Origin of the sequence: Listeria costaricensis, assembly GCF_900183385.1 — a bacterium.
Lineage (GTDB): Bacteria > Bacillota > Bacilli > Lactobacillales > Listeriaceae > Listeria > Listeria costaricensis.
The window spans coordinates 1-22,121 of the sequence record NZ_FXUT01000004.1 but is presented as its reverse complement, the minus strand read 5'-3'; the positions used below and the strand labels follow the sequence as shown (position 1 = coordinate 22,121).

The 22,121-nt window shown below is 40.7% G+C and carries 26 protein-coding genes and 1 tRNA gene; 18 read left to right on the top strand and 9 right to left on the bottom strand.

Annotation, left to right across the window (positions count from 1 at the left end; genetic code table 11):
• Positions 1–31 precede the first annotated feature (31 nt).
• The 12 genes from ssb (at position 32) to dnaB (ending at position 11,423) form a co-directional block, all read left to right on the top strand.
• A complete protein-coding gene (gene ssb, locus CS921_RS03245) occupies positions 32–562 on the top strand; it encodes a single-stranded DNA-binding protein (RefSeq protein ID WP_099221625.1) in 531 nt (176 codons plus the stop codon).
• Between the two features lie 56 nt (positions 563–618).
• Positions 619–858, top strand: a complete 240-nt coding sequence (gene rpsR / locus CS921_RS03240; RefSeq protein ID WP_099221624.1) for a 30S ribosomal protein S18 — start codon at positions 619–621, stop codon at positions 856–858.
• Between the two features lie 136 nt (positions 859–994).
• Complete coding sequence (locus CS921_RS03235; RefSeq protein ID WP_099221623.1) at positions 995–2,455, top strand: sulfatase family protein; 1,461 nt, start codon at positions 995–997, stop codon at positions 2,453–2,455.
• Positions 2,452–3,564 carry a radical SAM/SPASM domain-containing protein gene (locus CS921_RS03230; protein ID WP_099221622.1) on the top strand — a complete coding sequence of 371 codons (1,113 nt, stop codon included), beginning with the start codon at positions 2,452–2,454 and terminating at the stop codon, positions 3,562–3,564. The genes CS921_RS03235 and CS921_RS03230 overlap by 4 nt, the downstream gene beginning before the upstream one ends.
• Positions 3,564–4,346: a sulfite exporter TauE/SafE family protein gene (locus CS921_RS03225; RefSeq protein WP_099221621.1), complete on the top strand. Its 783-nt coding sequence runs from the start codon at positions 3,564–3,566 to the stop codon at positions 4,344–4,346. Before CS921_RS03230 ends, CS921_RS03225 begins: the two co-directional genes overlap by 1 nt.
• Positions 4,347–4,567: 221 nt before the next feature.
• On the top strand, positions 4,568–5,182 hold the full coding sequence (locus tag CS921_RS03220; RefSeq protein ID WP_099221620.1) for an accessory gene regulator ArgB-like protein: 615 nt from the start codon (positions 4,568–4,570) through the stop codon (positions 5,180–5,182).
• Positions 5,166–5,318 carry an AgrD family cyclic lactone autoinducer peptide gene (locus tag CS921_RS15780; RefSeq protein WP_099221619.1) on the top strand — a complete coding sequence of 51 codons (153 nt, stop codon included), beginning with the start codon at positions 5,166–5,168 and terminating at the stop codon, positions 5,316–5,318. The genes CS921_RS03220 and CS921_RS15780 overlap by 17 nt, the downstream gene beginning before the upstream one ends.
• A 58-nt stretch (positions 5,319–5,376) precedes the next feature.
• On the top strand, positions 5,377–6,684 hold the full coding sequence (locus CS921_RS03210) for a sensor histidine kinase (RefSeq protein ID WP_099221618.1): 1,308 nt from the start codon (positions 5,377–5,379) through the stop codon (positions 6,682–6,684).
• Positions 6,685–6,700: 16 nt separating this feature from the next.
• A complete protein-coding gene (locus CS921_RS03205) occupies positions 6,701–7,444 on the top strand; it encodes a LytR/AlgR family response regulator transcription factor (RefSeq protein WP_099221617.1) in 744 nt (247 codons plus the stop codon).
• Positions 7,445–7,608: 164 nt separating this feature from the next.
• Complete coding sequence (locus CS921_RS03200; RefSeq protein WP_099221616.1) at positions 7,609–9,582, top strand: DHH family phosphoesterase; 1,974 nt, start codon at positions 7,609–7,611, stop codon at positions 9,580–9,582.
• A gap of 1 nt (position 9,583) precedes the next feature.
• The gene (gene rplI / locus CS921_RS03195; protein ID WP_099221615.1) at positions 9,584–10,030 is read left to right on the top strand and encodes a 50S ribosomal protein L9; all 447 of its coding nucleotides are present in this window, start codon (positions 9,584–9,586) and stop codon (positions 10,028–10,030) included.
• A 31-nt stretch (positions 10,031–10,061) separates the two neighbouring features.
• Positions 10,062–11,423: a replicative DNA helicase gene (dnaB, locus tag CS921_RS03190; RefSeq protein WP_099221614.1), complete on the top strand. Its 1,362-nt coding sequence runs from the start codon at positions 10,062–10,064 to the stop codon at positions 11,421–11,423.
• A gap of 182 nt (positions 11,424–11,605) precedes the next feature.
• On the opposite strand, the gene CS921_RS15445 is transcribed toward dnaB, so the two are convergent.
• Positions 11,606–11,713: a type I toxin-antitoxin system Fst family toxin gene (locus tag CS921_RS15445; protein ID WP_121497037.1), complete on the bottom strand. Its 108-nt coding sequence runs from the start codon at positions 11,711–11,713 to the stop codon at positions 11,606–11,608.
• 242 nt (positions 11,714–11,955) lie between these two features.
• Between CS921_RS15445 and CS921_RS03185 the strand changes: the two genes are divergently transcribed.
• On the top strand, positions 11,956–12,408 hold the full coding sequence (locus tag CS921_RS03185; protein ID WP_240422293.1) for a universal stress protein: 453 nt from the start codon (positions 11,956–11,958) through the stop codon (positions 12,406–12,408).
• Positions 12,409–12,459: 51 nt separating this feature from the next.
• Here CS921_RS03185 and CS921_RS03180 read toward each other — a convergent pair whose 3' ends face one another.
• Both CS921_RS03180 and CS921_RS03175 read right to left on the bottom strand, forming a co-directional pair.
• Positions 12,460–12,966, bottom strand: coding sequence for a flavodoxin domain-containing protein (locus tag CS921_RS03180; RefSeq protein WP_162921677.1), 507 nt, complete (start codon positions 12,964–12,966; stop codon positions 12,460–12,462).
• Positions 12,963–13,580: a TetR/AcrR family transcriptional regulator gene (locus CS921_RS03175; protein ID WP_099221612.1), complete on the bottom strand. Its 618-nt coding sequence runs from the start codon at positions 13,578–13,580 to the stop codon at positions 12,963–12,965. The genes CS921_RS03180 and CS921_RS03175 overlap by 4 nt, the downstream gene beginning before the upstream one ends.
• 227 nt (positions 13,581–13,807) lie before the next feature.
• Here CS921_RS03175 and CS921_RS03170 point away from each other — a divergent pair, with 227 nt between their 5' ends.
• From CS921_RS03170 to CS921_RS03150, 5 genes are all read left to right on the top strand, one after another.
• Positions 13,808–15,100, top strand: coding sequence for an adenylosuccinate synthase (locus CS921_RS03170; RefSeq protein WP_099221611.1), 1,293 nt, complete (start codon positions 13,808–13,810; stop codon positions 15,098–15,100).
• A 155-nt stretch (positions 15,101–15,255) separates the two neighbouring features.
• On the top strand, positions 15,256–15,555 hold the full coding sequence (locus tag CS921_RS03165; RefSeq protein WP_099221610.1) for a hypothetical protein: 300 nt from the start codon (positions 15,256–15,258) through the stop codon (positions 15,553–15,555).
• Between the two features lie 119 nt (positions 15,556–15,674).
• On the top strand, positions 15,675–17,186 hold the full coding sequence (locus CS921_RS03160) for a hypothetical protein (RefSeq protein WP_099221609.1): 1,512 nt from the start codon (positions 15,675–15,677) through the stop codon (positions 17,184–17,186).
• Between the two features lie 435 nt (positions 17,187–17,621).
• Entirely contained in the window at positions 17,622–19,004 is a 1,383-nt protein-coding gene (locus tag CS921_RS03155) for an amino acid permease (RefSeq protein WP_099221608.1), read from the top strand.
• A gap of 112 nt (positions 19,005–19,116) precedes the next feature.
• Positions 19,117–19,189, top strand: a tRNA-Lys gene (locus CS921_RS03150).
• A gap of 252 nt (positions 19,190–19,441) precedes the next feature.
• On the opposite strand, the gene CS921_RS03145 is transcribed toward CS921_RS03150, so the two are convergent.
• The 6 genes from CS921_RS03145 to CS921_RS03120 all read right to left on the bottom strand — a co-directional run.
• Positions 19,442–19,759 carry a hypothetical protein gene (locus CS921_RS03145; RefSeq protein WP_240422292.1) on the bottom strand — a complete coding sequence of 106 codons (318 nt, stop codon included), beginning with the start codon at positions 19,757–19,759 and terminating at the stop codon, positions 19,442–19,444.
• A 152-nt stretch (positions 19,760–19,911) separates the two neighbouring features.
• Entirely contained in the window at positions 19,912–20,241 is a 330-nt protein-coding gene (locus CS921_RS03140; RefSeq protein WP_099221607.1) for a DUF7957 family protein, read from the bottom strand.
• Between the two features lie 58 nt (positions 20,242–20,299).
• Positions 20,300–20,752 carry a hypothetical protein gene (locus CS921_RS03135; RefSeq protein WP_099221606.1) on the bottom strand — a complete coding sequence of 151 codons (453 nt, stop codon included), beginning with the start codon at positions 20,750–20,752 and terminating at the stop codon, positions 20,300–20,302.
• 54 nt (positions 20,753–20,806) lie between these two features.
• Entirely contained in the window at positions 20,807–20,947 is a 141-nt protein-coding gene (locus tag CS921_RS03130; protein WP_162921675.1) for a hypothetical protein, read from the bottom strand.
• Between the two features lie 316 nt (positions 20,948–21,263).
• A complete protein-coding gene (locus tag CS921_RS03125; protein ID WP_099221604.1) occupies positions 21,264–21,677 on the bottom strand; it encodes a hypothetical protein in 414 nt (137 codons plus the stop codon).
• Positions 21,678–21,683: 6 nt separating this feature from the next.
• Positions 21,684–22,121 (bottom strand): hypothetical protein (locus CS921_RS03120; protein ID WP_205527756.1); only part of this gene is annotated, 438 nt, incomplete at its 5' end.

Here is a 22,121-nt window from a genome sequence, read left to right as displayed (position 1 = left end):
ATTTTACAAATTGAGAGGAGGTTGGTTCTGCATGATGAACCGTGTAGTTTTAGTAGGCCGTTTGACAAAAGACCCTGAGCTTCGTTATACGCCAGCTGGTGTGGCGGTAGCAACTTTCACATTAGCAGTTAATCGTACTTTTACGAATCAACAAGGCGAACGGGAAGCCGACTTTATCAATTGTGTCGTCTGGCGTAAACCGGCAGAAAACGTAGCAAATTTCCTTCGTAAGGGAAGTCTTGCGGGTGTTGATGGCCGTGTCCAAACGCGTAATTATGAAGGTCAAGATGGAAAACGTGTCTATGTGACAGAAGTAGTTGCTGAAAGCGTTCAGTTCTTGGAGCCGAAAAACGCAAACAATGGTGGCGGAAATGGCTATCAGGCAAATGCGGGAGGCGGCTATGGCGGTGGTTACAACCAGGGTGCACCTAGTTCTAATGGCGGCTATGGTCAGAACCAGAACCAGCAACAAACTCCATCTCAAGGGTTCCAGCAAAACAATGATCCATTTGCCAGCGATGGTAAGCCGATCGACATTTCTGATGACGATCTGCCATTCTAAGCAGTGGATATTTGCGGAAAACCCGGAACGATTTAATAGTAGAGGAGGAGAAACACATGGCTGGAGGACGTAGAGGCGGACGCCGTCGGAAAAAAGTTTGTTATTTTACAGCAAACGGAATCACTCACATCGACTATAAAGATGTAGAGCTTCTTAAAAAATTCGTTTCCGAACGCGGTAAAATCTTACCTCGTCGTGTAACTGGTACAAGCGCTAAATACCAACGTAAATTAACTGTTGCGATTAAACGCGCTCGTCAAATGGCATTGCTTCCATTTGTTGCAGACGAAAAATAATTGATTATTTCAAGCAGGACTTTTCGAGCTTTCATCGAAGGGTCCTGCTTTTTTCTATATCTTGAATTGCCTACTAAATAGTGCTATTCTTTTTTTGTATAAACGTTTCGAATAATAACGAAAGGTCGGGAAAAGATTGAGACTTCTTATTTTAGACATCGATTCAATGAAAGCTGATCACTTGGGTTGTTATGGGTATGAACGTGACACATCTCCGAATATTGACAGGATTGCAGAAGAAGGCATGCGTTTTGAGAATTATTATACATCAGATGCACCGTGTTTACCGTCTAGGACGGCTTTAATGACTGGACAGTTTGGTATTCATAATGGGGTGGTCGGGCATGGGGGTGTGGCCGCAGATTTACGCTTGGAAGGAGAGGCACGGAATTTTCAAGACCGCCTGGCTACAGGGAGCTTAGCAGGGCTACTTAGAGGAGCTGGTTTGAAGACGGCGTTGATTAGTCCGTTTCCAGAACGTCACTCGTCTTGGGCCTTTAATGCGGGATTTAATGAAATCTACAATACTGGTGATTGTGGTATGGAGGAAGCAGAGCAGGTGACGCCTGTTGTGACGGACTGGCTTGAACGTCATGGTGAGCAAGATGACTGGTGTCTATACGTGAACTATTGGGATCCGCATACGCCTTATCGAACGCCGGAAAAATTTGGAAACCCTTTCAAAGATGTGCCGTTGCCAAGATGGATGACGGAAGATGTGCTCGAAAAGCATCGAGATGTGGTTGGTCCGCATAGTATACATGAAATTGATATGTATTGGAGCAACCCCCTGCCTCAATTTCCACGTTATCCGACAAAGATTGAAACTATGACGGATATGAAAAGGATGTTTGATGGTTATGATTGTGGCATCAGATATGCGGATGAGCAGATTGGTAAAATCTTAAATCTACTGGCGGAGCAAGGGGTTTTGGAAGATACAGCGATAATTATTACTGCAGATCATGGAGAGAACATTGGAGAATTAGGAATTTACGGGGAACATGGAACTGCTGATCAGGGGACTTGCCGGATTCCAATGATCATTCGTTGGCCGGGCAGGCATGGTAGAACAGTTGATCATGCTTTTCATTATAGTTTGGATCTACTGCCTACGTTGGCTGATTTGCTTGGTCAAGAAAAGCGCAGTCATTGGGATGGACAAAGCTATGCAGAAACAATCAAGCATAGCGTAGAAAATGGCCGCGATTACTTGATTGTTTCACAATGTGCGCATGTCTGCCAAAGAAGTGTCAGATTTGAAAATTGGCTTTATATACGAACCTACCATGACGGCTACCATTTGTTTGATAAGGAAATGTTGTTTGACCTAGAAAACGATCCACATGAGCAAAAGAATCTAGCTCAAGCATATCCAGAAGTGTGCAAAGAGGCAGTTTATTACTTAAATGAGTGGCATGATGAACAAATGACCACGATGTCCTTTGATAATGATCCTCTTTGGACGGTAATGAAAGAAGGTGGCCCCTACCATGCAAAAGGTCATTTGCCCATGTATGTCGAACGATTGCGGAAGACAGGGCGGGAACAATTGGCGCAAAAGCTCATAGATAGGCACCCGGAGGAATTCAAATGAAGAGATTATCTGTTTTGATCAAGCCGGCTTCTTCGTTGTGTAATATTCGTTGCAAATATTGTTTTTATGCCGATGTGAGCAGTATGCGAGAGGTTTCTTCATTTGGTCGAATGGATCAAATGACTGCGCGAAAATTGATTGATCAAGTCAGTGAGGATTTAGAAGCTGGCGATGAGATGATTTTTGCTTTTCAGGGAGGAGAACCCACATTAGCAGGGATTTCATTTTTCCGCTTTTTTGTTCAGTATGTTCAAGAAAAACTACTTCAAGTTCGGGTTCAGTATACGATTCAAACCAATGGCTTGTTGCTAGATAAAGAATGGTGTCGCTTTTTTAAAGAAAATCAATTTTTGGTAGGTCTTTCGATTGATGGCGGGGCTCATTTTCATAATTTGAACCGGGTGAATACAAAAGGTATGGGCACTTATGAACAGGTAGCTCGGGCAAAAAGACTTTTAGAAAGGCAGAAGGTAGATTTTAATATTTTGTGTGTACTTACAAAACAGGTGGCTAAAAATCCGCAGCGGGTTTTTAAATTCTTGCTTGAAGAGAAAATCGAATTTATTCAATTTATTCCATGTCTGGCAGAGCTTGATTCGGACCAACCATCTGATTATGCGCTGTTACCAGAACAGTTTGCGTCTTTTTACAAGCAGTTCTTTTCTTTATGGAAGAAGGAGCTTCAGAGAGGACATTTTATCAGTGTGAATCTGTTTGACAATCTTTTCCAGCAAATGTTGACAGGTCGGCCTTCCGCTTGTGGAATGAATGGACAGTGTCAGCCTCATTTTGTGATTGAAGCAAATGGAAATGTGTATCCGTGTGACTTTTTTGTGCTGGATGAATATTGTCTGGGAAATATTTTGGAAGAGAAAATATCCGACATGTTTAGCAAAACGGAGCTTCGTTGCTTTATACAGGCTGAGGAGTTACCGGATTATTGTCAAAAATGTGAGTTTGTGAACTTTTGCCATGGTGGGTGTAAACGAATGCGCTATTCAATGTACCTAAATAAAGACCACTCATATTGCGGTTATCGAGACTTTCTACAGGTGAAAGGGAGCGAGATTTATTCAGAGGCATTGAAACTTGCGGGTGAATATTATTGATGGTGGGTTTAATCTATTTTGTTGTAGTATTCTGTGCAAATGCCGTGGGGGCTATTTCGGGAATGGGTGGCGGCATCCTTATTAAACCAATATTTGATGCACTAGGCTTCCATAGTGTTTTGGAGATTTCTTTCTATTCTAGTGTTGCAGTTTTTACAATGTCACTTGTCTCAACAACTCAGCAATATTTAAACCATGTTCCGATTCGGATGAAACCCGCAGTGTGCTTGTCAATCAGTTCGATCGTTGGTGGGGCGTTAGGCAATGCGTTGTTTGAAAATTTGCTTGCTTTATTTGAAAATGATCAGAATGTACAATTGATCCAAATCGTTCTTATGGTTGTTATGTTGATTGTCATATTGCTGTTTACGAAAGGTAATGTGAGATCACTGGGTATGACAAGCGTTTTTTGGTATTTTTTTGCGGGGCTTTTTTTAGGCTTCCTTTCATCATTACTAGGAATTGGCGGGGGTCCACTTAACGTTATGTTAATTGTGTGGCTGTTTAGTTTCACTTTTAAAGAAGCTACGATTTATTCGATTATCATTATTTTCTTTTCGCAATTAGCAAAGTTAGTGATGACTGGAATATCGGTAGGATATACTTCATTTGATCTAACAATACTTTTATGGATTATTCCAGCAGCTATTTTGGGTGGCGCAGTAGGCGGGAAACTGAATCATGTTTTTTCCGAGCAACGAGTGCTGGTCATATATCGTGGAGTTATTTTGCTAGTCTTGGGTTTAAATCTTGTGAATGGTTGGCAAATTCTTTTGCAATGAAAGCGGCATTTCAACGTTGCTTTCTAGGTTAAAAAATCTGATTATTTAGTCGGAAAGAACTGGGAAGAATCCGTAATTACCAAGATAAAAATTCTGAAAACAATACTAAAATTCGATAAAAAGATACAATTTTGGTCGTTTATGACAAAAAATGGGCATTTCGTTACATTTTTTGTTTTTGATGTGAAATTCATTGTAAACTAGTAATGGAGGTGGATTCATTGAACAGCGCAAGTGAAAAAGTTGCTTTTTCGGAAAGATTGGCTGACCGAATCATTTCTAAGGAAAGATGGATAGATGATGAAGAAGGCTACTTGAAGGTAAAGTATGGTCTTGAAATTATGATCATCAATGGCTCGAAACTCGCAATCGTCTACGGTGCGTCCCTACTTTTCGGTTTATTTTTTCAAACCCTTTTGACGCATGTGGGCTATTTGGTCTTAAGGCGCTATTCGTTCGGCTTGCATGCGAAGTCTAGCGTTGCCTGCACGATTGTCAGTTTGGCAATGTTTGTTGCTGGACCATTATTATTTCAACATGTTCCTAGCAATAATTTAGTTGTGCTCATTGTTTTCACAATTGTGCTGCTCTGTATGATAGGGTATGCTCCGGCAGATACGGAAAGTCTGCCACTTGTTGGTGAACAAGAACGAAAAAAATTAAAGAGAAAAGCGATTATTAGTACTGTGATTTTAATGGGAGTTACAGTGCTAATACCAGTCGCAGAGATGAAAACATTAATCATGTTAGGGTCTGTTTATCAGGTGCTTACCATCCACCCAGTCACGTATAAAATATTAAAGAGGAGGTATCGGAATTATGAGATTTACGAGTAAAAAATTGACTAATTTTGTTTCGGAAAAAATCGAAAAACAATCTATGAGAATTGCAGATAAGTCGAATAAATCTTCATGTGTATTACTTACATATGAACCGAAAAGTCCTTTTGTGAAAATGAATGATAACAAATAAATAGAAATATGATAGAATAGTTGGTGAACGGATCACTTTGAAATAACGGAGGATCATGATGGGACCATCTATTCTTGGAGTTTTTGCTCAGATTTTCATTCTATTTCTATTGATAGAGATATTGACGGGAAAGTTATTAAACTGGAAAGAGGGATTAACAGCCGTATTCTTTTGTACGATTGTCGTAATCCCTCTGTTTTTCTATATAGGTTATTGGGCTAATTTAGTTGTTATCGGGGTTTATGTGCTGATTTTATTTTTCATCAAGAAGAAAAGCTTGGCATATGCGATGACGATTCCGCTTTTAGGCTATATATTTTTAGTCATCGGCGACTATATTTGTAATGCGATTACTGTTCAATGGCTGAAACTATTTGATATGAGCGGTGTGACGCAGACGTACCATGTCGTGCTCATGTACATGTTTATTGATATGTGTATTTCGGTTGCACTGGCCTATTTGACGAGTAAGCTGGCCAAGAAATTCAGTATTGATGCACTGATCAACCAGAAAAAGTATGGGTTGATTATTACGGCAACCATTTTATTTACATTGGTCATTTTTTATATCAACATCTATTTCGGTTCGCTTAGCGGTTTTGATGTTGAGGTACTGAAATTTAACACCATCTTGTTCACTCTTTATTTCGCCGGACTGGTGGGGATCCTTTTTCTTGTTATTCAAACAGCGATTAAAGAGCTTAAAATGAAAAATCAACGGGAACAGTTGGAGCAGCTGCAGGAATATACGGCAACCCTTGAATCACTCCATAAAGAAATGCGAGTTTTTCGTCATGATTATATCAATATAATCTCTACTCTGGCAGGTTATATTGAAGAAAATGATATGGCGGGGCTTAAAAATTATTTTGATAAAAATATCGTACCGATCAATCAGACGATCGAATCGAATAACTATAAGATCTCACTGCTGCAAAATATCCATATAACGGAACTAAAAGGCTTAATTGCGATCAAACTGATTCGCGCACAGGAACTGAAAATCGATGCCATTTTAGAAGTAGTCGAAGATATTTACAAAATTAATATGCCGAGTGTTGATCTTTGTAAAGTGGTGGGCATCCTGCTTGATAATGCTGTCGAGGCTGCACTTGAAAGTAAAAATAAAACCATTCGGCTGGCTGTGGTGAAAAAACAGGACTCCACGCTGATTGTGTTTGCGAATAGCATTCCAGACAATATGCCGCCAATTTATAAAATATTTGAAGAAGGTTTCTCGACGAAAGGAAGTGATCGTGGTCTGGGACTGGCCAGTCTGCGCGATACGCTTCAAAATCATCCGAATGTGGCACTGGATACGAAAGTGACGGATCGGGAGTTTATTCAGGAATTAGAAATTATGTGAAGGAATGAGGCTAAATATGCTACCGGTTTATGTTTGTGAAGATAATCGAGTTCAGCGGGAGCGGCTCACCAAATATATTCAAGATTTCATCATGGTGGAACGATTTGATATGGAACTCAAACTTGCAACAGCAGACCCGTACGAAATGCTGGAACAACTCAAGAGTAATCATTATGGCAAGGGGCTCTACTTTTTAGATATTGATTTGCAGCAGCCGGACATGAACGGTTTTGAGCTGGCAACGGAAATCAGAAAAGTGGATCCGCGTGGCTTTATTATTTTTATTACGACGCATGCAGAGCTTACGTATCTGACTTTCACGTATAAAGTGGAGGCGCTTGATTATATCATCAAAGACAACATCAGCGAGCTTCAGGAGCGGGTACTCAATTGTATGAAAAGCGTCGATCAGCGGATGATGGACGATAAAGAAACGGAGAAATATTTTACTTTTCAAGTATCCGATAAAAAGATTATTCATGAGAAAATGGACGACATCTTATTTTTTGAAACATCTTCTAAGATTCATAAAATTATTTTACACGGGAAAAATCGACAGACGGAATTTTATGCAAAGATGAAAGAAATTGAGAAGCTGCTTGGTGAACCGTTTTACAGATGCCATCGTTCGTATCTAGTCAATAAAGACAATATTAGTGAGCTTGATTTGGCAAATGGTGTCGTTGTGATGTCGAATGGGGAAGAGTGTATTGCTTCGGCCAAGCTAATGAAGGGATTAAAAGTGAAAATGAAGATTTAATGAGCTGAATGAACGCCTCTCTGGCGGCTTCAGCTTTTTTTAAATTTGAATATAGGCAGATTAACGGGTAAAATAGAAAATGGATTAGACTGACTTCGATTTTATGTTATGATAAAACTACTTCAATTTTCACAAGGATTATAGAAAATGGGGAGCTGAATGGAATGCAGGATTTTTTTCAAAAAAGATTGCTGAAATATCCATTATACGGCTTGATTGTTGCAACGATCATATTGTGCATCATCACGTTTTTTTACGCGTGGTGGCTGGCGCTGGTTATTTTCGTTGCGGGGATTGCACTAATCACGGCGATGTTTTATTTGGAGCATCGGCTACACGCGGATGTGCAGGAATATGTTTCTAATTTAACGTATCGCATCAAGCGAAGTGAAGAGGCTGCGCTTGTTGAGATGCCAATGGGAATCATGCTGTATGATGAAAATTTTAATATTCAATGGTTGAATCCATTTATGGCGAAATACTTCGATCAAAAGGAATTGATTGGTGCTTCACTCGAAGAAGTCGGGCCGGAATTTCTGGCTGTCATCAAGGGGGAAGAAGATAGCGGCATCCAGTCGATCGCTTGGCATGATCATCGATTTGACACGATCGTAAAACGCAAGGAACGGATTCTCTATCTGTATGACCGGACGGAATACTACGAGCTGAACAGTCGATACCTGGCTGAAAAACCGGTATTTGCAATTATTTTTCTGGATAACTATGATGAATGGGTGCAGGGAATGGATGATCGCAGAAGGAGTGCGCTCAACAATCTGGTCACATCTATGCTGACCAACTGGGCTCGCGAGCACCGGATCTATTTGAAGCGGATTTCTGCGGATCGGTTTATGGCGTTTCTTAATGAGGCGCAGCTGGCCAAGCTGGAAGAGGAGAAGTTTTCTTTGCTGGATCGGATTCGTGAACGGACATCCAAGCAAAATATTCCACTGACGCTTAGTATCGGCATTGGTTACAACGAAGAGGATCTCATCGATTTGGCAGATTTGGCGCAATCAGGTCTGGATCTGGCGCTCGGTCGTGGTGGTGATCAGGTGGTCATCAAGCAGCCTGAGGGGCAGGTTCGTTTCTACGGTGGGAAAACCAATCCAATGGAAAAACGGACAAGAGTACGGGCTCGAGTGATTTCTCAGGCGCTGCAAGAATTGATCACGCAGAGTGACCAAGTGTTTGTCATGGGGCATCGCTATCCGGATATGGATGTGATCGGCTCTAGTTTAGGCGTGATGCGGATTGCAGAAATGAACGACCGGGATGCCTATGTGATCGTTGAACCGGGCAGTATGAGTCCGGATGTCCAGCGGCTGATGACAGAAATTGAAGAATACCCGAATGTCATTAAAAATATTATTATGCCACAAACAGCGATTGATAATATTACAGATAAAAGCTTGCTCGTCGTGGTGGATACGCATAAGCCGTCCATGGTGATTAGTGAGAAACTGCTGCAATCTGCGGCACATATCGTTGTAATTGACCATCATCGGCGATCAGAGGAATTCGTGGAGAATCCGGTGCTGGTTTATATCGAACCTTATGCCTCATCTACGGCGGAACTTGTCACGGAGCTGTTTGAATATCAGCCTGATTTGGAACAGGTTGGAAAAATCGAAGCCACAGCGCTACTTTCAGGCATTGTTGTAGATACAAAAAACTTTACACTCCGAACCGGGTCGCGTACATTTGATGCGGCGAGTTATCTAAGATCACTTGGAGCAGACACGGTTTTGGTGCAGCAATTTTTGAAAGAGGATTTGGCCACGTTTACCCAGCGCAGTCGGCTAGTGGAGTCGCTTGAAATTTATCATGACGGCATGGCAATTGCAGTGGGAAATGACGGCGAGGTTTTTGGCACGGTCATCGCGGCTCAAGCGGCTGACACGATGCTTTCGATGGAAGGTGTGCAGGCATCTTTCGTCATTACGGAACGACCGGATAAAATGATTGGTATCAGCGCTCGTTCATTGGGTGAAATCAATGTTCAGGTGATTATGGAAAAACTGGGCGGCGGCGGTCATTTGTCCAATGCGGCGACTCAGCTGAAAAATGTTTCAATTAGTGATGCAGAACAACAATTACGAGGCGCAATAGACGCTTACTGGAAGGGAGAAACATAAAATGAAAGTTATTTTCTTGAAGGACGTAAAAGGCAAAGGCAAAAAAGGTGAAGTGAAAAATGTAGCAGATGGTTACGCACAGAACTTTTTGATTAAAAATAATTATGCGATTGAAGCTACTGCGGCCAACATGAGCGCGCTAAAAGGTCAGCAGAAGAAGGCTGAAAAAGAGGCTGCAGAAGAGCTTCAAGAGGCAAAAGATTTGAAAGATAAGCTGGAAAAAATCACCATTGAATTGAAAGCAAAATCGGGTGAGGGCGGTCGCTTGTTCGGCTCGATCACGTCGAAACAAATTGCACAGGCTTTGCAAAAAGATCATGGTGTAAAAGTAGACAAGCGGAAAATTGAACTACCAGATGCCATCCGGTCACTCGGCCATACCAAGGTGCCAATCAAGCTGCACCATGAAGTCAGTGGCACACTGAATGTACATGTTAGCGAAGAATAAAAAGTAAGCCAGAAGAAGGAGCGCGAGGAACGTGGAGCAATTTCAGGATCGAACCCCACCGCAAAATATAGAAGCAGAGCAAGCTGTGCTCGGGGCAATTTTTCTTGAACCGAACGCGCTGATCACGGCTTCTGAAATTCTAATGCCGGATGATTTTTATCGTCAGGCGCACCAAACAATTTTTGACACGATGCTTAACCTGAATGACCATGGGAAAGCAGTCGATGTTTTAACCGTATATGAAGCCCTCTCAGCAGGCGGTCAAATTGAGGACGTCGGTGGACTGGCTTATTTGACCGAACTGGCGGGTGCGGTTCCAACGGCTGCCAATTTGGAATACTACGCCCATATCATTGAGGACAAGGCCCTTCTGCGGCGTTTAATTCGAACTGCGACCCAAATTGCCACTGATGGCTATTCGCGCGAGGATGAGCTAGATTCGCTGATGGACGAGGCGGAAAAAAGCATTCTGGAAGTATCGCAGCGGAAAAACGTGGGTGCATTTAAAAATATTAAAGATGTGCTGGTCAAAACGTATGACGATATTGAAACCTTGCATAACCGTAAAGGGGACATCACGGGGATACCGACGGGCTTTAATGAGCTCGACAAGATGACAGCCGGTTTTCAGCGTAATGATTTGATCATTGTTGCGGCACGTCCTTCTGTTGGTAAAACTGCTTTTGCGCTGAATATTGCGCAGAATGTGGCCACGAAGACGGATGAAAATGTGGCGATTTTTAGTTTGGAAATGGGTGCTGAGCAGCTCGTCATGCGGATGCTTTGTGCGGAAGGCAATATCAATGCGCAGAATTTACGTACGGGCTCTTTGACGACGGACGACTGGCAGAAGCTCACAATTGCCATGGGGACGCTGTCAAATTCAGGCATCTATATTGATGATACACCGGGTGTGCGGGTCAATGAGATTCGTTCAAAATGCAGACGTTTGAAGCAGGAAGCCGGTCTTGGCATGATTGTGATCGACTATTTGCAATTGATACAAGGAAGTGGTCGTGGCGGCGAGAATAGGCAGCAGGAGGTCTCGGAGATTTCCCGGTCACTCAAGGCGTTGGCTCGTGAATTGGAAGTGCCTGTTATTGCGCTTTCGCAGTTATCACGTAGCGTGGAGCAGCGGCAAGATAAGCGGCCGATGATGTCTGATATTCGTGAATCCGGTTCGATCGAGCAAGATGCGGATATTGTTGCCTTCCTTTATCGGGAAGACTACTATGATCGTGAAGGCGAAAATGACGGCACAATTGAGATTATTATCGCCAAACAGCGGAACGGTCCGGTTGGAGATGTCAAATTGGCCTTTGTGAAAGAATATAATAAATTTGTCAATCTGGAAGTTCGTTTTGATGATGCCATGGCCCCGCCTGGTGCTTAAGTAGAGCTTTTCTAGGTCAAATTTCACAGACAAGCCTTGAAACACACATGGAGATATGCTATAATGCTTGTATAAGCGTGAGAGTCCCACATTTGTGGAACACAAAACCCCTATCTGTCGGTCTACAGATAGGGGTTTTCTTGTTTTATATAACAAGATAGTGGGCTAAAGGTAGATGTTGCCTAGTGTTTTTTGTCGGGATCATGCTTATTTAGCCAATAAGCAAAAAAGGTTGTAACAACACCAACAATGCTTGGTGCTATAATTTGCGTGAGAAGATCTTCCCACATGGGGTACACCTCCAAACTTGTTGCAGATTGGATAGGCAACATCTTTATTATACCTTGAAAACTGTTGGGGCTCAATGCTTTCAAAGACTTTTGGAAACTCAGTTTTGAAGGCCGGAATACGATTTTAAAAGAATTTTATCAGGCTAAAAGGCCTATTTGTGTTCATAATTTCATGAGAATGCTCAAAGTTTTTTTCGGTCCTTTAACGGGTATCGAATAACAAAAAAGGTGAGAGAGTTTTGATGATGGAAGAGGAATATGGACGTATTTTGGTGGCGGTTGACGGGTCGGACAGTGGTGATGCGGCGTTTCAAAAGGCGATCGGGACGGCGCTTCGAAATCAGGCTGAGCTGGGAATCATCCATGTGATTGATACGCTTTATTTTGCCAATTTTACAGCACTTGATGGCGGGCAGACGGTGAATGAATTTTCGGCTACGGCTGAGAAAATGCTGGATGAGTATAAGGAAAAGGCAACGCGGCAGGGTGTGAAAGTGGTTCATACTTTTGTGGAATTTGGCTCACCGAAAGCGACAATTTTAAAAGTGGCGGAGGAAAAATATCCGGCTGATCTGATCGTTCTCGGGGCTGTTGGACATTCTGCGATTACTCGAATGTTGCTGGGGAGCGTTTCTTCCTATGTGGCACTTTATGCACCGTGCGATGTACTGATTGAACGTGAAGCAATGAAATAAAATAGGACAAGGCTCTTCGGGGAAAAATGAATTTCCAAAGAGCCTTGTTTTTTATTTGCCGAGAATAATATTTTTCGTGAAAACTTCCATTTCTTCGTGGCGGAGAGCGCAGATGTCATTACTTTCTGGAGTTTCGACGGTTGGATGGCCTTTTTTTGTGACGGTCTTAACAATCAATTTTTCAAAAAAGTTCATTTTAGTAAAAATAAACTCACCGCCAAAATATGCCTGATGGGTAGCGTGCTCAGAAAGTTTTTTAGGGTAGGCATTTTTGAGTTCTTCATCGGCAGCGGCCTCTTGCATACCACAAATATAGAGATGGAGCCGTTTTGTGAGGAGGGAATCTTGATGATTGTTGAGGAATTCTGTAAATACTTTGCGCGGTTTTCCCATATAGATGGGCGTACCAAGAATGATTTGCTGGTAATCAGATAGATCATAGTTTTTCTTAGGAATAATTTTTTGCATGTCCACATCGTTTTTTATTTGCGCGGCCAGATGCTGGGCACATTTTTCTGTTGTCCCATACTTGGAATCGTATAAAATAAGTGTTCTCACTGGAGGTCCTCCTTTTTTAATCCTTGTATCAATAATGTCAAGTAATGTTCTGACATGGTGTTAATGGTTTGATCGTCTTCGATTTGCTCGGAGACAATGTGGAAAACAAAGCCCATTAAAGCAACGAGAATCATTTCGGCGGTTTCATCTGAGACGGGGCGGAAAATATTTTGCTGAACACCTTCTTCTAAGATTTGCTGCAATAATTCGGTTCCGTGAGGCAGGTGTTGGGTATTTTCAGGTTGATTCAAAATTTGGCGGTGGCCGCTTAACATGACTGCGCGGAATTTTTCTGGATTTTTGACCATTGTTTGAATGAAGGTCGTACAGCCGGCTTCCAATTTTTCTAGAGGATTTAATGTGGGATTTTCTGAAAAATACTGCTGGATCGTAATAATTGTTTCTGAATAGACGCTGATTGCAATGCTTTCAAGGATATCCTCTTTATTTTTAAAATAGTTATAAATCGTGGTGGGGGAATAGCCGATTTTTTGGGCGATTTTCCGGATAGACAGCTTGTGATACCCTTCTTTCACAATGATCTCGACAGCTGCATTCTGTATTTTTTCTTTGAGTAAAGCCTTTTCCTGATCGTTGCGTGATCTGAGTGTCATTTTGCTACCTCCAATTTAAATTAACAATGTTCTTTAAGTTTACAATGTTAATTTTATAAAAGAATCATTCAAAAGTCAAGTGATCTAATAAAGCCCAAAAGCGAACATTGGTAAAAATGTTGCGGAAATTGTTCGTGAAATCATTGACTATTATTGCATCTAACGGTAAAATAAAGGATGGAAAATCATGGTTTTAAAACCAAAGACCAATTAAATGAGGTGTTTACATGTCTTCAGTTGTTGTTGTAGGAACACAATGGGGCGATGAAGGAAAGGGTAAAATTACAGATTTTCTTTCTGAGAATGCAGAGGCAATCGCGCGTTATCAAGGTGGTAACAATGCGGGGCACACAATCAAATTTGACGGTGAAACGTATAAGCTTCACTTGATCCCATCCGGTATTTTTTACAAAGAGAAAATCAGTGTAATCGGAAACGGAATGGTTGTTGATCCTAAAGCGTTAGTGGAAGAATTAAAATACTTACATGATAAAGGTGTCGATACAGGGAATTTGCGTATTTCCAATCGTGCCCATCTGATTTTGCCTTATCACATTCGTATTGATGAAGCAGATGAGGAGCGTAAAGGTGCCAACAAGATTGGTACGACCAAAAAAGGCATTGGCCCGGCATACATGGACAAAGCTGCGCGTGTTGGGATTCGTGTCATCGATCTTTTAGACAAAGAAACTTTCAGAGAAAAACTTGCACACAACCTCAAAGAAAAAAACCGCTTACTAGAAAAATTTTATGAATTAGATGGTTTCCGTTTGGAAGACATCCTAGATGAGTATTATGAGTATGGGCAGCAGTTCAAAGAATATGTCTGCGATACGTCGGTCGTTCTGAATGACGCGCTTGATGAAGGTAAACGAGTGCTGTTTGAAGGGGCGCAAGGGGTTATGCTGGATATTGACCAAGGTACTTATCCATTTGTTACTTCAAGCAATCCAATCGCCGGTGGGGTTACGATCGGAAGCGGTGTAGGTCCATCAAAAATCAATCATGTTGTAGGGGTTGCCAAAGCTTATACGACACGGGTTGGAGATGGTCCATTCCCAACTGAACTGTTTGACGCGATTGGCGATAATATTCGTGAAGTTGGTCATGAGTACGGGACAACGACAGGTCGGCCGCGTCGCGTTGGCTGGTTCGACAGTGTGGTTGTTCGGCATGCGCGTCGTGTCAGTGGCTTAACGGATCTATCTCTGACACTTCTGGATGTGCTGACGGGTATTGAAACTTTGAAAATCTGTGTGGCGTATAAGCTGGATGGCAAAACGATTACAGAATTCCCGGCTAGTTTGAAGGATCTGGCTCGTTGTGAACCGGTTTATGAAGAGCTGCCAGGTTGGACGGAAGACATTACGGGCGTGAAGTCACTCGATGATCTGCCTGCTAATGCACGTCACTATATGGAGCGAATCGCGCAACTGACTGGTGTTCAGGTGTCCATGTTCTCTGTTGGTCCTGACCGGAATCAGACTCATGTGGTGAAAAGTGTGTGGCGTTTAGCTTAATTGATAATAATTGGGAAGACCTTTTCTTTAATTGAGGAAAGGTCTTTTTTCTTACAAAAAAGTAAGCGTACAGAGAGTTTTTGTAAGAAAAAAGCAGGGCTGCACGAATGAATACTCGTTATAATAAAAGAAATACAATTTAAAGGAGTATTCAAATGAAAAAAATAATGATGACTGGTATTTCAGTTGTTTGTATAACTGCCCTCATTTTTGTTGGCTATCGCTGGTATGATAAGGAATATGGCAAGCATGCGGTCGGGCCGGTAGAAGGAACGGTCACAATTTTGCAGGATCAGGGGGAAAAGCTGTCTTTTAGGCTGGACGACTCCGAAACAAATAACGGTTATTTTACGGAAAATAGTCAAATGATCGAAAAGATTCGAGCGCAGAAGGGACAAAATTTGAAGATCAATTACATTAAAGAGACCTATGAAGTGGATGATATTTTGGAATAGTTGAAGAAAGAATCCTGTTGAGCAAGTTTTGGCAGGCTTCTTTTTTTGTACGGTGATTGGTAAGACTCCTGAAAGTAGCTTATAATAAAAGGAAATCTTTATGAAAGCTGGTGGCGAGTATGCAGCCGAGAAGAACGTGGTCGGAAGTGCCGAAAGTGATGATCGAGGGACTGGAATTTGAGGTCGTTCCGCGCGCTTTTATTGATGAGATTCTGAATGAGCTCTCAGATGAAGTGCCGGAAATTGGATTTGGTTATCAAGAAGAGGGGCAATATTTTCTTGTTGCATGTGAAAATGCCCATTTGGAAAAGTTGTATCTGACACCTGATTTGCCAGTGCTGGAAACGATTGGCGGTTCGGATTTATTTGTTGGATTTGTTTTCTTGAAGGATTTACACATTGATGAATATTTGGAAGCCTATGATACCGATTTTTCACCATCGTTAACCGTTTTCGGTGATCTGAAGGTACGGCAGGCTTTTCTTGGCGGCAATAGTTTTTATGTGCATGGTGATTTGACTGCTTTTATTGTGTATGGAGAGTATAATCACGGCATGTTGTATGTGAATGGTATTCTGCATGCCAAGGCGATTATTATGCAGGATATGGCTTGTTTTGCGAGCCGAATTGAGGCAGAAATTCTGTATGATACGGATGAAATTGAGACGATAGACTTGGTGCGAGGGGAAAACGGCGAGCTTCAAAAAGTGAAGAATTTTTACATGAGTACGCACGAATTGAAAGATTTTCTTGCGGATGGAATCGAAACGGTTCGGCTGTGGGGGCAGGATTACCCCGATAGTGTTACGGCGAGTAGATTGCATTTGTTGCTGAATGATGAGCCAACGAATTATCCTGGTTTTGCTGATCATATTGCAGAACGGTTTGATGCGATTTTTGCATTGGATGTGTTGCAAGCTGAAACGGATGGGGAAGTACGACTTGAAATTGAGGATGGTCGTGGGAATGACTGCATCTTTACCAAATATATGTTTGAAGGTGAGCAGTATCGATTAGTTTCTGTTACCTCACGGGTAGAAAAACGAATGATTTATCACGCTGTCGGGAAAGATGTTTATCGTGGCTGTTTGATTTATAAGAATCGTGAAACTGGCGAGGAAACGAGTTCGTTTTCTATTGAAATGACGGATGATACATTGCAGGCTCGGATGGTGAAGCATGCTTTTGGTGTGGCAGAAGCGGGTATTTTTAGATATGCGGATGTTATTACCCGGGAAATAAATGCTGACACGCCTTTTGAATTGCGGCCGGGAAGCGGTGCTGGACAGCTTGAATTTGGCTGGTCATCTGAACAGGTGGAAGAATTGATTGGATTTGCAGAAGAAAAGTGGGAAGAAAGTATGGACAAATTTGAAAAGCGGTCAGGTGTGGCGTTTAAATATCGCTTTGGAGAATTGGACAGCTTGACTTTTGATGTTCGGATGAAAAATGTAACCTATCAAGGAGTAGCTGTTTTTGAAGTTCCGAGGAAACAGGTGGTGGAACTTCTGAAAGAGGCGGATAGTGGACCTCGAATGAAAGATGGGAAGCTTATTTTTAAAAAGTTGGGTATTGAAATAACGGGTGTTGCAGCTGAGAAAATTGAGGGTATTCGGCTATTTTCTCATTAATAAGTTATACAAAGAAGTGCTGTCAGTAAAAGGCAGCATTTTTTATGTGTATTAGTTTTTGCATGAGGATAAATCTACTTTTTCACAAAGTTATTACTCAGTTTGAAAAATAAGCGAATAGACCTAAAAATTTCTTCAATTAGGGTAGAACGGGAATGTTTTTCGCGCAAAACCTGATTTATCAATAAATAAAAATCCGATTTTTATAATTGCAAGCGCTTTTCTTGATGGCTTCGTTTCACTAATGGTACACTTTTCATAATTGACATCGATTACATTGTGAAAAATAAAAAGCTGAAATTAAGAGCCCGTTTTGCAATTGTCAGATTTTATTGTATCATTGAAAGATATAAAAAAATCATTTGTATAGTGTGAAATTAGATTTTTGGCGAATTGGTAAGGTAGAAGGCCCAAAATATTGAGGGGGAAATACATATGTCTGAAGATCAAAATTTAGCGAGAGGATTAAAAAACCGACATGTCCAGCTGATCGCAATTGGTGGAGCGATCGGGACAGGATTATTTTTAGGTGCAGGGAAGTCCATCCATTTGGCGGGACCATCCATTTTGTTTGCCTATATGATTACGGGGATTATTTGTTTCCTGATTATGCGGGCGCTGGGAGAACTGCTGCTTTCAAATTTAAACTACCATTCATTTGTAGATTTTGTGCATGATTATTTAGGAAACGGGGCAGCTTTTGTTACAGGCTGGACGTACTGGTTCTGCTGGGTATCGATTGCGATGGCAGATTTGACGGCGGTCGGGCTTTATATGCAGTTCTGGTTTCCGGATTTGCCACAGTGGATTCCAGGTTTGATTGCGCTCGTCGTTTTACTAGTGATGAATTTGGCGACGGTCAAGCTTTTTGGCGAAATGGAATTTTGGTTTGCTTTAATTAAAGTTGTTGCGATTTTGGCGCTGATTGTGATTGGTCTTTTCATGATTTTTAAAGGATTTTCCACTAGTTCGGGGCCGGCAAGCTTTACGAATCTATGGAGTCACGGCGGCTGGTTTCCGAATGGGGCGCAAGGATTTATTTTATCATTCCAGATGGTTATGTTTGCATTTGCTGGGATTGAGCTTGTGGGTCTTACTGCGGGCGAAACGGAAGATCCCGAGCGTGTTATTCCAAAAGCAATCAATAATATTCCACTGAGAATTATCATTTTTTACATAGGGGCACTTTTGGTCATTATGAGCATTTATCCATGGGATGCGGTTGACCCGAATGAAAGCCCATTTGTTCAGGTGTTTATGGCTGTTGGAATTACGGCGGCAGCGGGAATCGTCAATTTTGTTGTGTTGACTTCGGCAGCTTCTGCGTGTAACAGCGCCATTTTTAGTACAAGTCGGATGGTTTACTCCCTTGCAAAGGAAAAAAACGCGCCTGCTCCGATGACAAAATTGACTTCTCATAAAATACCATCGAATGCATTATTTTTCTCAACAATGGTCATTTTAGTGGCGGTCATCTTGAACTATGTCATTCCAGAAGGGGTTTTCACCTTAGTAACGAGTATTTCGACCGTATGCTTTATTTTTATTTGGGGCATCATGATCATTTGTCACTTGAAATATCGCAAAACTCGGCCGCAACTAGCAGCAAAAAGTAAATTCAAGATGCCGCTTCATCCATTTTCTGATTACTTGGTACTAGCGTTTCTTGCTTTTATCGTTGTCGTGTTGGCGCTTGCGGAAGATACGCGGATAGCCCTCTTTGTTACGCCAGTGTGGTTTGTGCTATTAATTGCGATTTATTTGGTTAAAAAGAGACGAGGCGAACAACAAAACAATCGTGAAACAAATGTCGAATGATAAAGAAAAAGAGGGCCAGCAGCTACCGGCCACACGCCCTCTTTTTTATGGAATTGCTTGCAAATCTGCGCGAAAGTGCTATAATATTCTCTGTTGGTAATTTTTCTATGATGGGTTATTAGCTCAGTTGGTAGAGCAGCTGACTCTTAATCAGCGGGTCGGGGGTTCGAACCCCTCATAACCCATTTGGGTGCCAAACCCACGAGACCGGAGACTTCATGGGCGTTTTAGGACGTTTGGAACATGAGGCTCGCGGTCTTTTTTGTGGTTTGGGGTAGAGATGGGGCAGACGAATGCCTAGTTATGAAAAATAAGCGAGTTGGAACCGTTCTGGGGGAAGGGGGTTCAGCTCGCTTTTTGTTAATATGAATTTACTTAAATATTAAATTTGAAAATCTTGATGGGAGAAACTAACTTACTTTTATTTGCATAGGGGACTATTCTTTTACATAAACAGTAAAGATTGAGCCAAAATGAATTTTTGCCAGCTCTTTTTCATTTTGATATATCTTTAAATAAGAGCCTTCCTTTTTCAGTGTAGTTATATTACTTAAATCCATACAGCATATTTCTTTGTTTTTGTATTTCAAAAAAATATCAATTTGTTGTTCATAAGTATAGATATATAATGCTAAACTAAAATTTGCTAATTCCCTTTTATATAAAAGATTACCATCTTCTGGGTTTCCTGTTATACTTTTCTCTTCTGTAAGAAAGAGTTCCATCAATTCTAATTCATCATATCTTATAAACATAACATACCTTCTTAGCTACTTTATTTTGAAAATTAATGTGATATTCCATGTTTATTGCTTGTCTTTTTAGCATCATTTCTAATCACAATTTCAGGGGGGATATATCACTTATAAACTTTGAATATGCATCTAAATTTACATTTCAAGATTATTTAATGCTCTCTCTTTATAACTATCCCGTTTTTAATATCTATATAGCTTCTGCGACCATAAAAATCAGTTGCAAGAATGGTATCTGATTTTGCAATCATCTGTTCATATGGAAGTGTAGGGTAATTAGCGTTCTCATTTTCGACTATCCAACTAATAGCGCCTTCAAATGAAATGGCTAAAATATTATTTACAGTATTGTCACTATAAGGAATGCTCAATAAAACAATTATTAGACTTTCTCTCACTTCTACTTGGCGAATTTCATGGGAAAAGGTTACTTTCTTTCCATTTTGTAAAAATAATTCTTTTTCAGAAATTTTTATGTCCAATTTGTTAGCCTACTTTCTATTTTTGCTTTACTTCAATATTAGTGCAAATAGTAAAAAATTAATTGTTTTCATAAAGCTCATGATATAAATCAGCAGTAAACTTTTTGGCCGCGGCTAAGGACTCTTCTTCTTCCTGTTGGATAACTTGATCACTAACGTCAGGTTCATTTGTTTTTGTTGTGTTTCCTATACTGACATCCTTTATTTTTACAGATGTGTCGTAATATGTGTGAATGGTGTTTCCATCATCAAGATAAATGGTTATTTGAAATTGTTCACTCATGGGCACGGAAAGAATCATGTAAGCTTGGTTTTTTAATGGAATCCTGATGTTGGACACACGTTGGTTCATTTTTAAGTCAAACTTATCTACAGGGTACCCCAATTTTTCAATGTCGTCAGCATATCTTGTCGTATTCATACAGGCATCAAGTTGTTCGTATAGATTTCCGTCTTCATAGGCACGTTTGAAGGCATTATAGTTGTATTGCTTGGAAAAAACACTGTGCAAGTAAGAATTGCTAAAAATAAGAGTATGCCAGCTAGCCAGAGCCTTTTTCTTTGCTTAATTCGTGCCCACATTTTTCTTTTCGCCCCGTTCTAGGTAATTCAGGAAATCCTGTTTATGTTTTTCTTGCTCAGCTTCTGAATAATCTCCTGCAATATACCAACTGCCGATTGTCCAGTCATTTAGAATACGTTCCATTTCTTTTTTACCAGTTGCTGAATCATTTGCGCCATAATGATCGTAGAAATCTTTCACACGATTTGTTTTATTATCTTGGATGTCCTTATTATATTTGCTTGCTGCGTTGAAAATATCTTATGGCGAGCTCTCATTCGTTCTATCATACATGTTGAGCGTATCTAAATCAGAGTTGAAATCTGAATCGTCATATCGGCCAGAATCTACATTACTTTTATTCGAGTTATACAAAATAAACCATGAAGTTGCGTAGGTTCGTTTTCTTCATGGTCTCCTTTATAGGGCTCAGGAAAATAGTTCTTTATAAAATGAAAGGCTAAAATTGATAATTATTTTTAATGTGTTCATATAGGGCAGGGATATCTGCAATGGCATTGTCACATAGGAATTTAAATTCTTCTTCGGAAAAATATTCTTTTTCACCCATGCTTGTCTCTTTTTCAAAGAGATCAGCTACCATTTCGTAAACTCTTTCCGGCGTAATTATATAGTTTCTAACCCTACGTCCATAAAAGCTTTGAAACATTGTCCATTTTAAGTTTCCGTTAAAGCTTTCGATACATGCTTTTAGTTGGTCGTACTTTTCGGTCGGTGTGTTATCCACAAATCTAAAAACTAATTTCGGTATCTTATAATAAATATCCTCTTCATCATACATATCCCCGTGTAACTGTTTATGAGGAAATGCCTCGCGAAAATAGTCAGGTACTAAACTCGAATTTGATTGCATTTTGATTTACTCCTCTCTAATTGTTATACCATTCGGGTTTTCTTTTTGAATAATATTAAAGTACTCTTCTTCTAAAATAGGAATTTCATTGTATCTAGGATCATAAATGTATTTTCCGTCTGAATAGACCGTATGATAGTCAAAACTTTTGACTTTACCATACTCTTCAACAAATAGACGATAGGTTTTAGGTTTAATTTCATAAATAACCCCCTTTTTCCCAGCTGCCGCATATAAGTCATCCGCAATTTCCGAGCAATCATAGTAATCAACTTCATCTTTATAGTACTTTTTCTTTGCTTGAATGGTATTCATAACAGATGGATTGGCATCTTTTGGTATAGGTGGATTGATTGTTTTCGCTTTTTTCTTTGCTTTTGTTATATCTTTTTTAGGCAGAGTAATTTTTTGCCTGTGTATTTCTCTGCACCATAATAAAAGATG

Bases quoted from the DNA above. Each gene is read 5' to 3' on its own strand.
- ssb (WP_099221625.1), top strand. From the start codon at position 32: ATGATGAACCGTGTAGTTTTAGTAGGCCGTTTGACAAAAGACCCTGAG.
- rpsR (WP_099221624.1), top strand. From the start codon at position 619: ATGGCTGGAGGACGTAGAGGCGGACGCCGTCGGAAAAAAGTTTGTTAT.
- CS921_RS03230 (WP_099221622.1), top strand. From the start codon at position 2,452: ATGAAGAGATTATCTGTTTTGATCAAGCCGGCTTCTTCGTTGTGTAAT.
- CS921_RS03225 (WP_099221621.1), top strand. From the start codon at position 3,564: ATGGTGGGTTTAATCTATTTTGTTGTAGTATTCTGTGCAAATGCCGTG.
- CS921_RS15780 (WP_099221619.1), top strand. From the start codon at position 5,166: ATGAGATTTACGAGTAAAAAATTGACTAATTTTGTTTCGGAAAAAATC.
- CS921_RS03210 (WP_099221618.1), top strand. From the start codon at position 5,377: ATGGGACCATCTATTCTTGGAGTTTTTGCTCAGATTTTCATTCTATTT.
- CS921_RS03205 (WP_099221617.1), top strand. From the start codon at position 6,701: ATGCTACCGGTTTATGTTTGTGAAGATAATCGAGTTCAGCGGGAGCGG.
- CS921_RS03200 (WP_099221616.1), top strand. From the start codon at position 7,609: ATGCAGGATTTTTTTCAAAAAAGATTGCTGAAATATCCATTATACGGC.
- rplI (WP_099221615.1), top strand. From the start codon at position 9,584: ATGAAAGTTATTTTCTTGAAGGACGTAAAAGGCAAAGGCAAAAAAGGT.
- CS921_RS15445 (WP_121497037.1), bottom strand. From the start codon at position 11,713: ATGTGGGAAGATCTTCTCACGCAAATTATAGCACCAAGCATTGTTGGT.
- CS921_RS03185 (WP_240422293.1), top strand. From the start codon at position 11,956: ATGATGGAAGAGGAATATGGACGTATTTTGGTGGCGGTTGACGGGTCG.
- CS921_RS03175 (WP_099221612.1), bottom strand. From the start codon at position 13,580: ATGACACTCAGATCACGCAACGATCAGGAAAAGGCTTTACTCAAAGAA.
- CS921_RS03170 (WP_099221611.1), top strand. From the start codon at position 13,808: ATGTCTTCAGTTGTTGTTGTAGGAACACAATGGGGCGATGAAGGAAAG.
- CS921_RS03165 (WP_099221610.1), top strand. From the start codon at position 15,256: ATGAAAAAAATAATGATGACTGGTATTTCAGTTGTTTGTATAACTGCC.
- CS921_RS03160 (WP_099221609.1), top strand. From the start codon at position 15,675: ATGCAGCCGAGAAGAACGTGGTCGGAAGTGCCGAAAGTGATGATCGAG.
- CS921_RS03155 (WP_099221608.1), top strand. From the start codon at position 17,622: ATGTCTGAAGATCAAAATTTAGCGAGAGGATTAAAAAACCGACATGTC.
- CS921_RS03145 (WP_240422292.1), bottom strand. From the start codon at position 19,759: ATGTTTATAAGATATGATGAATTAGAATTGATGGAACTCTTTCTTACA.
- CS921_RS03130 (WP_162921675.1), bottom strand. From the start codon at position 20,947: ATGGAACGTATTCTAAATGACTGGACAATCGGCAGTTGGTATATTGCA.
- CS921_RS03125 (WP_099221604.1), bottom strand. From the start codon at position 21,677: ATGCAATCAAATTCGAGTTTAGTACCTGACTATTTTCGCGAGGCATTT.